The organism is Variovorax sp. P4_D9 (assembly GCF_056401695.1).
The window spans coordinates 1-7,364 of the sequence record NZ_JBFUIU010000452.1 but is presented as its reverse complement, the minus strand read 5'-3'; the positions used below and the strand labels follow the sequence as shown (position 1 = coordinate 7,364).

Annotated in this window: 7 protein-coding genes and 1 pseudogene; 3 read left to right on the top strand and 5 right to left on the bottom strand. The window is 64.9% G+C overall.

Annotation, left to right across the window (positions count from 1 at the left end; translation table 11 throughout):
* Positions 1–18: 18 nt before the first annotated feature.
* The 5 genes from iscA to uvrB form a co-directional block, all read right to left on the bottom strand.
* Positions 19–342 carry an iron-sulfur cluster assembly protein IscA gene (gene iscA, locus AC1DY5_RS34850; protein WP_478118958.1) on the bottom strand — a complete coding sequence of 108 codons (324 nt, stop codon included), beginning with the start codon at positions 340–342 and terminating at the stop codon, positions 19–21.
* Positions 343–344: 2 nt separating this feature from the next.
* The gene (iscU, locus tag AC1DY5_RS34845; RefSeq protein ID WP_478118957.1) at positions 345–761 is read right to left on the bottom strand and encodes a Fe-S cluster assembly scaffold IscU; all 417 of its coding nucleotides are present in this window, start codon (positions 759–761) and stop codon (positions 345–347) included.
* A 19-nt stretch (positions 762–780) separates the two neighbouring features.
* Positions 781–2,001, bottom strand: coding sequence for an IscS subfamily cysteine desulfurase (locus AC1DY5_RS34840; RefSeq protein ID WP_478118955.1), 1,221 nt, complete (start codon positions 1,999–2,001; stop codon positions 781–783).
* A 74-nt stretch (positions 2,002–2,075) separates the two neighbouring features.
* A complete protein-coding gene (gene iscR, locus AC1DY5_RS34835; protein ID WP_158720462.1) occupies positions 2,076–2,612 on the bottom strand; it encodes a Fe-S cluster assembly transcriptional regulator IscR in 537 nt (178 codons plus the stop codon).
* A 218-nt stretch (positions 2,613–2,830) separates the two neighbouring features.
* Positions 2,831–4,939 (bottom strand): excinuclease ABC subunit UvrB, encoded by a 2,109-nt coding sequence (gene uvrB / locus AC1DY5_RS34830; protein WP_478118954.1) that lies wholly within the window; start codon positions 4,937–4,939, stop codon positions 2,831–2,833.
* 106 nt (positions 4,940–5,045) lie between these two features.
* On the opposite strand from uvrB, the gene AC1DY5_RS34825 reads away from it, so the two are divergent.
* The 3 genes and pseudogenes from AC1DY5_RS34825 to AC1DY5_RS34815 form a co-directional block, all read left to right on the top strand.
* Entirely contained in the window at positions 5,046–6,242 is a 1,197-nt protein-coding gene (locus AC1DY5_RS34825; RefSeq protein WP_478118952.1) for an amino acid aminotransferase, read from the top strand.
* The gene (locus AC1DY5_RS34820) at positions 6,215–6,826 is read left to right on the top strand and encodes a nucleotidyltransferase family protein (protein WP_478118951.1); all 612 of its coding nucleotides are present in this window, start codon (positions 6,215–6,217) and stop codon (positions 6,824–6,826) included. The genes AC1DY5_RS34825 and AC1DY5_RS34820 overlap by 28 nt, the downstream gene beginning before the upstream one ends.
* 109 nt (positions 6,827–6,935) lie before the next feature.
* Positions 6,936–7,364, top strand: a pseudogene (locus AC1DY5_RS34815) (polyhydroxyalkanoate depolymerase); the annotation flags it as partial.

Genomic DNA, 7,364 nt, shown 5'->3' with positions numbered 1-7,364 from the left:
GTCCGGGGCCGGGCAGGCTCAGATGCGGAAGCTTTCGCCGCAGCCGCAACGGTCGCGTTCGTTCGGATTGTTGAACTTGAAGCCTTGATTGAGGCCCTCGCGCACGAAGTCGAGCTGCGTGCCGTCGATGTAGGCCAGGCTCTTGGGGTCGACCAGCACCTTGACACCATGGTCCTCGAACACCACGTCCTCGGGCGATAACTCGTCCACGTACTCGAGCTTGTAGGCCAGGCCCGAGCAGCCCGTGGTCTTGACGCCCAGCCGCACGCCCACGCCCTTGCCTCGTTTGCCGAGATAGCGGGTGACGTGGCGCGCGGCCGATTCGGTCAGAGTCACAGCCATGGTCAGTGAGTGCTTTCCGTCACGGCGGTTTCAGCCACGCCGTGCTTGGCCTTGTAGTCGCTGACAGCGGCCTTGATCGCGTCTTCGGCCAGGATCGAGCAGTGGATCTTGACCGGCGGCAGCGCCAGTTCCTCGGCGATCTGGGCGTTCTTGAGCGCCGCCGCTTGATCGAGCGTCTTGCCCTTGACCCATTCGGTCACCAGCGAGGACGAGGCGATCGCCGAGCCGCAGCCGTAGGTCTTGAAGCGCGCGTCTTCGATCACGCCGGTCTCGGGGTTGACCTTGATCTGCAGCTTCATGACGTCGCCGCAGGCCGGTGCGCCGACCATGCCGGTGCCTACCGAATCGTCGCCCTTTTCGAAGGAGCCGACGTTGCGGGGATTTTCATAGTGGTCGATGACCTTGGATGAGTAAGCCATGGAGTACCTCCTTGAATGTTCAGTGAGCCGACCACTGGATCGTGCTGATGTCGATGCCATCCTGGAACATCTCCCACAGCGGGCTCAGCTCGCGGAGCTTGGCGACGTTGTGCTTGATGGTCGAGATCGCGTAGTCGATTTCTTCCTCGGTCGTGAATCGGCCGATGGTCATGCKCAGGCTGCTGTGGGCCAGCTCGTCGCTGCGGCCCAGGGCGCGCAGCACGTAGCTGGGCTCCAGGCTGGCCGAGGTGCAGGCCGAGCCGCTGGACACGGCGAGGCCCTTGATGCCCATGATCAGCGACTCGCCTTCGACGTAGTTGAAGCTGATGTTCAGGTTGTGCGGCACGCGGTGTTTTAGGTTGCCGTTGATGAAGACCTGCTCGATGTCCTTCAGGCCGTCGAGAAGACGCTTCTGCAGCGCCGCGGCCTTGGCCACGTCGGCCTTCATCTCGAGCTTTGCCAGGCGGAAGGCCTCGCCCATGCCGACGATCTGGTGGGTCGGCAGGGTGCCCGAACGCATGCCGCGCTCGTGGCCGCCGCCGTGCATCTGGGCCTCGAGCCGCACGCGCGGCTTACGGCGCACGTACAGCGCACCGATGCCCTTCGGGCCGTAGGTCTTGTGCGAGGCCAGGCTCATCAGGTCGATCGGCAGCGTCTTGACGTCGATCTCGACCTTGCCGGTGGCCTGCGCCGCGTCGACGTGGAAGATCACGCCCTTCTCGCGGCAGATGTTGCCGAGCGCGACCACGTCCTGGACTACGCCGATCTCGTTGTTTACGAACATCACGCTGGCCAGGATAGTGTCCGGGCGGATCGCTGCCTTGAACACCTCGAGGTCGAGCATGCCGTCTTCCTGGACATCCAGGTAGCTCACTTCGAACCCCTGGCGCTCGAGTTCGCGCATGGTGTCGAGCACCGCCTTGTGCTCGGTCTTCACCGTGATCAGGTGCTTGCCCTTGCCCTTGTAGAAATGCGCCGCGCCCTTGAGCGCGAGGTTGTTCGATTCGGTGGCGCCGGAGGTCCAGACGATCTCGCGCGGGTCGGCGCCGATCAGGTCGGCCACTTCGGCACGTGCCTTCTCGACCGCTTCCTCGGCCTCCCATCCCCAGGCGTGACTGCGCGACGCCGGGTTGCCGAAATGCTCGCGCAACCAGGGAATCATCGCGTCGACGACGCGCGGATCGACCGGCGTGGTGGCGCCGTAATCGAGATAGATCGGGAAATGAGGAGTGACGTCCATAGCTGGCTCAGGCTGGCGTGGGGTTGATCTTTGTTCGGAGTGTTTTGACCGAGGCGCCCGAAGGCGCCGCCTGATCAGGATTTGGCGAAGGCGTTGCCCAGTGCGAAGACCGAGTTCGGCGCGTTGACGCGGATCGGCTTGACCACCGGCTGCGCCGAGATCGCGCGCTTGACGGCCGGCTTGTTCTCGATCTGCACGCCCTTGGCGATCTGGTCGTCGACCAGCTTCTGCAGCGTGACGGAATCGAGGAACTCGACCATGCGCTGATTCAGCGAGGCCCAGAGCTCGTGGGTCATGCAGCGACCCGCTTCGCCGAGGCAGTTTTCCTTGCCGCCGCATTGGGTGGCGTCGATCGGCTCGTCGACCGAGACGATAATGTCGGCCACGGTGATATCCGCCGCCTTGCGGCCAAGGGAATAACCGCCGCCGGGGCCGCGCGTCGACTCGACCAGCTCGTGACGGCGCAGTTTGCCGAACAGCTGCTCGAGATAGGACAGCGAAATCTGCTGCCGCTGGCTGATCGCGGCCAGCGTGACCGGACCGGTGTTCTGGCGCAGCGCCAGGTCGATCATGGCCGTAACCGCAAAGCGGCCTTTGGTAGTGAGACGCATCGCAAGCTCCTTGAGTGCTTACCGTGGAAATGTCACCGAGCCCGGGGGCCGCGGTGACCTCGTCTCCGCCCTGCACGACCCTCGACCGGCTGGTGTGCCGATCGGTTGGAGTCGCCCTTCATCGCGAAGTTCTTTTGTTCTTGAGTATTTCGGTCAAGTATAGCAGAAGCCCCTCAGCGCTGCTCGGGTAAACCCGATTGCGCCGCCTTCCGGGCGGTTCAGAGCGCGATGTTGTCGTGGCCGGCGGCACCGAAGGCCTGCTCGCGCAGTTCCGCCAGCTGGTCGCGGACCCGGGCGGCCTTCTCGAATTCGAGGTTCCGGGCGTGCTCCAGCATGAGCTTCTCGAGGCGCTTGATCTCGCGCGCCACGTCCTTTTCGGACATGTCCTCGACCTTGGCGCGCTCCAGCTCGCGCTTGGCCGCCTCCTTGCCCGATTTCTCGCTATAGACACCGTCGATCAGGTCGCGCACCTCCTTCAGGATGCTGCGCGGCGTGATGCCGTGGGCCTCGTTGTGCGCAATCTGGCGCGCCCGGCGCCGATCGGTCTCGTCGATTGCCTTTTTCATCGAGTCCGTCATGCGGTCGGCGTAGAGGATCGCCTTCCCGTTCAAGTTGCGCGCCGCCCGTCCGATGGTCTGGATCAGCGAGCGCTCGGCGCGCAGGAAGCCTTCCTTGTCGGCGTCGAGGATCGCCACCAGCGACACCTCGGGGATGTCCAGGCCCTCGCGCAGCAGGTTGATGCCGACCAGCACGTCGAAGCTGCCCAGGCGCAGGTCGCGCAGGATCTCGACCCGCTCCACGGTGTCGATGTCGCTGTGCAGGTAGCGCACCTTGACGCCGTTGTCGCTCAGGTAGTCGGTGAGTTGCTCGGCCATCCGCTTGGTCAGCGTGGTGATCAGCACGCGCTCGTTCTTGTCGACCCGCAGCCGGATCTCCTGCAGCACGTCGTCGACCTGGTGCGTGGCGGGGCGGACCTCGACCTCGGGGTCGATCAGCCCGGTGGGACGGACCAGCTGCTCGACCACGTTGCCGGCGTTGTCCTTCTCGTACTGCGCCGGCGTCGCCGAGACGAAGATGCACTGGCGCATCCGTTTCTCGAACTCCTCGAACTTGAGCGGCCGGTTGTCGAGCGCCGACGGCAGCCGGAAGCCGTACTCGACCAGGGTGGTCTTGCGGGCCCGGTCGCCGTTGTACATGCCGCCGAGCTGGCCGATCATCTGGTGGCTCTCGTCGAGAAACATCAGCGCGTCCTTCGGCAGATAGTCGGTGAGCGTGGCCGGCGGCTCGCCGGGCGCCGCGCCCGACAGGTGCCGCGTGTAGTTCTCGATGCCCTTGCAGTGGCCGATCTCGGCCAGCATCTCGAGGTCGAAGCGGGTGCGCTGCTCGATCCGCTGCGCCTCCACCAGCTTGCCCTCGCCGACGAAGAACTTGAGCCGCTCTTCGAGTTCGAGCTTGATGGTCTCGACCGCGCTCAGAACCTTGTCGCGCGGCGTCACATAGTGGCTCGACGGATAGACCGTGAAGCGCGGGATCTTTTGCCGGATGCGGCCGGTCAGCGGGTCGAACAACTGCAGCGTCTCGATTTCGTCGTCGAACAGCTCGATTCGGATCGCCAGCTCGCTGTGCTCGGCCGGGAAGACGTCGATGGTGTCGCCGCGCACGCGGAAGGTGCCGCGCGAGAAGTCCTGCTCGTTGCGCGTGTACTGCATGCGGATCAGCCGCCCGATCACGTCGCGCTGCCCGATCTTGTCGCCCTGCCGCATGATGAAGCGCATCTGCGTGTAGTCCTCGGGCGTGCCGATGCCGTAGATGGCGCTCACGGTGGCGACGATGACCGTGTCGCGCCGCTCGAGCACGCTCTTGGTGGCCGACAGCCGCATCTGCTCGATGTGCTCGTTGATCGAGCTGTCCTTCTCGATGAACAGATCGCGCTGCGGCACATAGGCCTCGGGCTGGTAGTAGTCGTAGTAGCTGACGAAGTACTCGACCGCATTCTTCGGGAAGAACTCCCGAAACTCGCTGTAGAGCTGCGCCGCCAGCGTCTTGTTGGGCGCGAACACGATCGCCGGTCGGCCCAGCCGGGCGATCACGTTGGCCATGGTGAAGGTCTTGCCAGATCCGGTGACGCCCAGCAGGGTCTGGAACACCTCGCCGTCCTGCACGCCCTCGACCAGTCCGGCGATGGCCTTGGGCTGGTCGCCGGCGGGCGGATAGGGCTGGAAAAGCTCGAACGGCGAACCGGGAAAGCCGACGAATTCGCCCTGCTTGTGCGGGCCCACCGGGTCGGCGTGTTGCGGTTCTGGAATGACTTCTGATGTTTCTGGCATGGCGTGGACTCCGGAAGCTGGTGGCGCGGCCGGTAAAATTCAAGCTAACCGGGCAGCGTAACGCAGGACCCGGCTTCACGTGAACCGATCATCCAAAGGACTTTCCATGTCAATGTTCACCGCCGTCGAGATGGCGCCTCGCGACCCGATCCTGGGCCTCAACGAGCAATATGCGGCCGACGGCAATCCGAAAAAGGTCAACCTGGGCGTGGGCGTGTACTACGACGACAACGGCAAGCTGCCACTGCTGAAGTGCGTGCAGGCCGCTGAAGAGGACATGATGAAGGCGCCCAGCGCCCGCGGCTACCTGCCGATCGACGGCATCGCCGCCTATGACAACGCAGTCAAGGGCCTGGTCTTCGGCGACGACAGCGAGCCGGTGAATTCCGGCCGCGTCGCCACCATTCAGGCCATCGGCGGCACCGGCGGCCTGAAGGTCGGCGCCGACTTTCTCAAGAAGCTGACGCCGCAGGCCAAGGTGCTGATCAGCGACCCGAGCTGGGAAAACCACCGCGCGCTGTTCACCAACGCCGGCTTCACGGTCGAGAGCTACCCCTACTACGACGCCGCCAAGCGCGGCATCGACTTCGAAGGCATGCTGGCCGCGCTGAAGGCGGCGCCAGCCGGCACCATCGTCGTGCTGCACGCCTGCTGCCACAACCCGACCGGCTACGACATCACGCCGGCCCAGTGGGACCAGGTCATCGCCGCCGTCGAAGCCGGCGGGCTGACCCCCTTCCTCGACATGGCCTACCAGGGCTTCGGCCACGGCATCAATGAAGACGGCGCCGTGATCGGCAAGTTCGTCGAAGCCGGCCTTACTTTCTTCGTCTCGACCTCGTTCTCGAAGAGCTTCAGCCTCTACGGCGAGCGCGTGGGCGCCCTGTCGGTGCTGTGCGAGAGCAGGGAAGAAGCCGCGCGCGTGCTGTCGCAACTCAAGATCGCGATCCGCACCAACTACAGCAACCCGCCGATCCACGGCGGCGCAGTGGTGGCGGCGGTGCTCAACGACCCGGCGCGGCGCGCGGTGTGGGAAGCCGAGCTGGCCGAGATGCGGGTGCGCATCAAGGCGATGCGGCAGAAGCTGGTCGACGGCCTGAAGGTGGCCGGCGTGAAGCAGGACATGAGCTTCATCACCTCGCAGATCGGCATGTTCAGCTACTCGGGCCTGACCAAGGACCAGATGGTGCGCCTGCGCGACGAATTCGGCGTCTACGGCACCGACACCGGCCGCATGTGCGTCGCCGCGCTCAACAGCAAGAACATCGACTACGTTTGCGAGAGCATCGCCAAGGTTCTCTGAGCCCGGCCCTGTCCGGCCGCTTCATCGAGGACGCGCTGCGCAATCCGCACAACCGCGCGATCCTCGAGGGCCTTCCCGCGTTGGCGCTGCCGGACGCCTGGCTGGTGGCCGGCTGCCTGTTTCAGAGCGTCTGGAACGGGCAGTGCGGCCGGCCGCCGGAGGCCGGCATCCGCGACTACGACCTGTTCTACTTTGACGCCTCCGATCTGTCAGCGGAAGCCGAGCGGCTGGTCGACGAGCGCGTGCGGCGGCATTTTGCCGGTGTGCCTGTCACCCTCGAAACGAAAAACCAGGCCCGCGTGCATACCTGGTACGCAGACTATTTCGGCGGCAGCTATGCGGCCTCGCAGTGCGCCCAAGACGGGATCGACCGCTTCCTGGTGGACTGCACCTGCGTCGGCCTGCAGGCGGGCGAGGTTGGCCCGACACTCTATGCCCCCTGCTGCCTGAAGGCGCTGTACGAGGGCGTCCTGCGGCCCAATCCGCGCTGCCACCAACCGCACCTGTATGCCGCCAAGGCGGCCGACTACCAAGCCCGCTGGCCCTGGCTCAGGGTGCTCGATTCGTTCGCGATCCCGGCCTGATTTCGCCAGCGGAACGATGTCACGCGGAAAGATCTGAAGTGGGGCGCGCCCCCTACTTTCGAGGGGAAGCTGCTGATATATTGCATCGCAACAACTTTCAGGCCCTCCCATGCTTTATCAACTCTACGAAGCCCAGCGTTCCCTCATGGAGCCGTTCGCCGACTTCGCGCAGGCGGCCTCCAAACTCTATGGCCAGGGCGCGGCCCTGGGGCAGACGCCGATGGCGCAGCGCATGGCCGCCGGCTACGACCTCCTGTATCGACTTGGCAAGGACTACGAAAAGCCGGAATTCGGCATCAAGACGGTCAAGGTCGATGGCCACGACGTGGTGATCTACGAAAGCGTCGAAATCGAGAAGCCCTTCTGCCAGTTGCGCCGATTCAAGCGCTTCACGGACGAGCCCGACATTCTGCAGACGCTCAAGAGCCAGCCGGTGGTGCTGATCGTGGCGCCGCTGTCGGGCCACTACGCGACCTTGCTGCGCGACACGGTGCGCACCATGCTCCAGGGCCACAAGGTCTACATCACCGACTGGGTC

Bases quoted from the DNA above. Each gene is read 5' to 3' on its own strand.
- iscA (WP_478118958.1), bottom strand. From the start codon at position 342: ATGGCTGTGACTCTGACCGAATCGGCCGCGCGCCACGTCACCCGCTAT.
- iscU (WP_478118957.1), bottom strand. From the start codon at position 761: ATGGCTTACTCATCCAAGGTCATCGACCACTATGAAAATCCCCGCAAC.
- iscR (WP_158720462.1), bottom strand. From the start codon at position 2,612: ATGCGTCTCACTACCAAAGGCCGCTTTGCGGTTACGGCCATGATCGAC.
- uvrB (WP_478118954.1), bottom strand. From the start codon at position 4,939: ATGCCAGAAACATCAGAAGTCATTCCAGAACCGCAACACGCCGACCCG.
- AC1DY5_RS34825 (WP_478118952.1), top strand. From the start codon at position 5,046: ATGTCAATGTTCACCGCCGTCGAGATGGCGCCTCGCGACCCGATCCTG.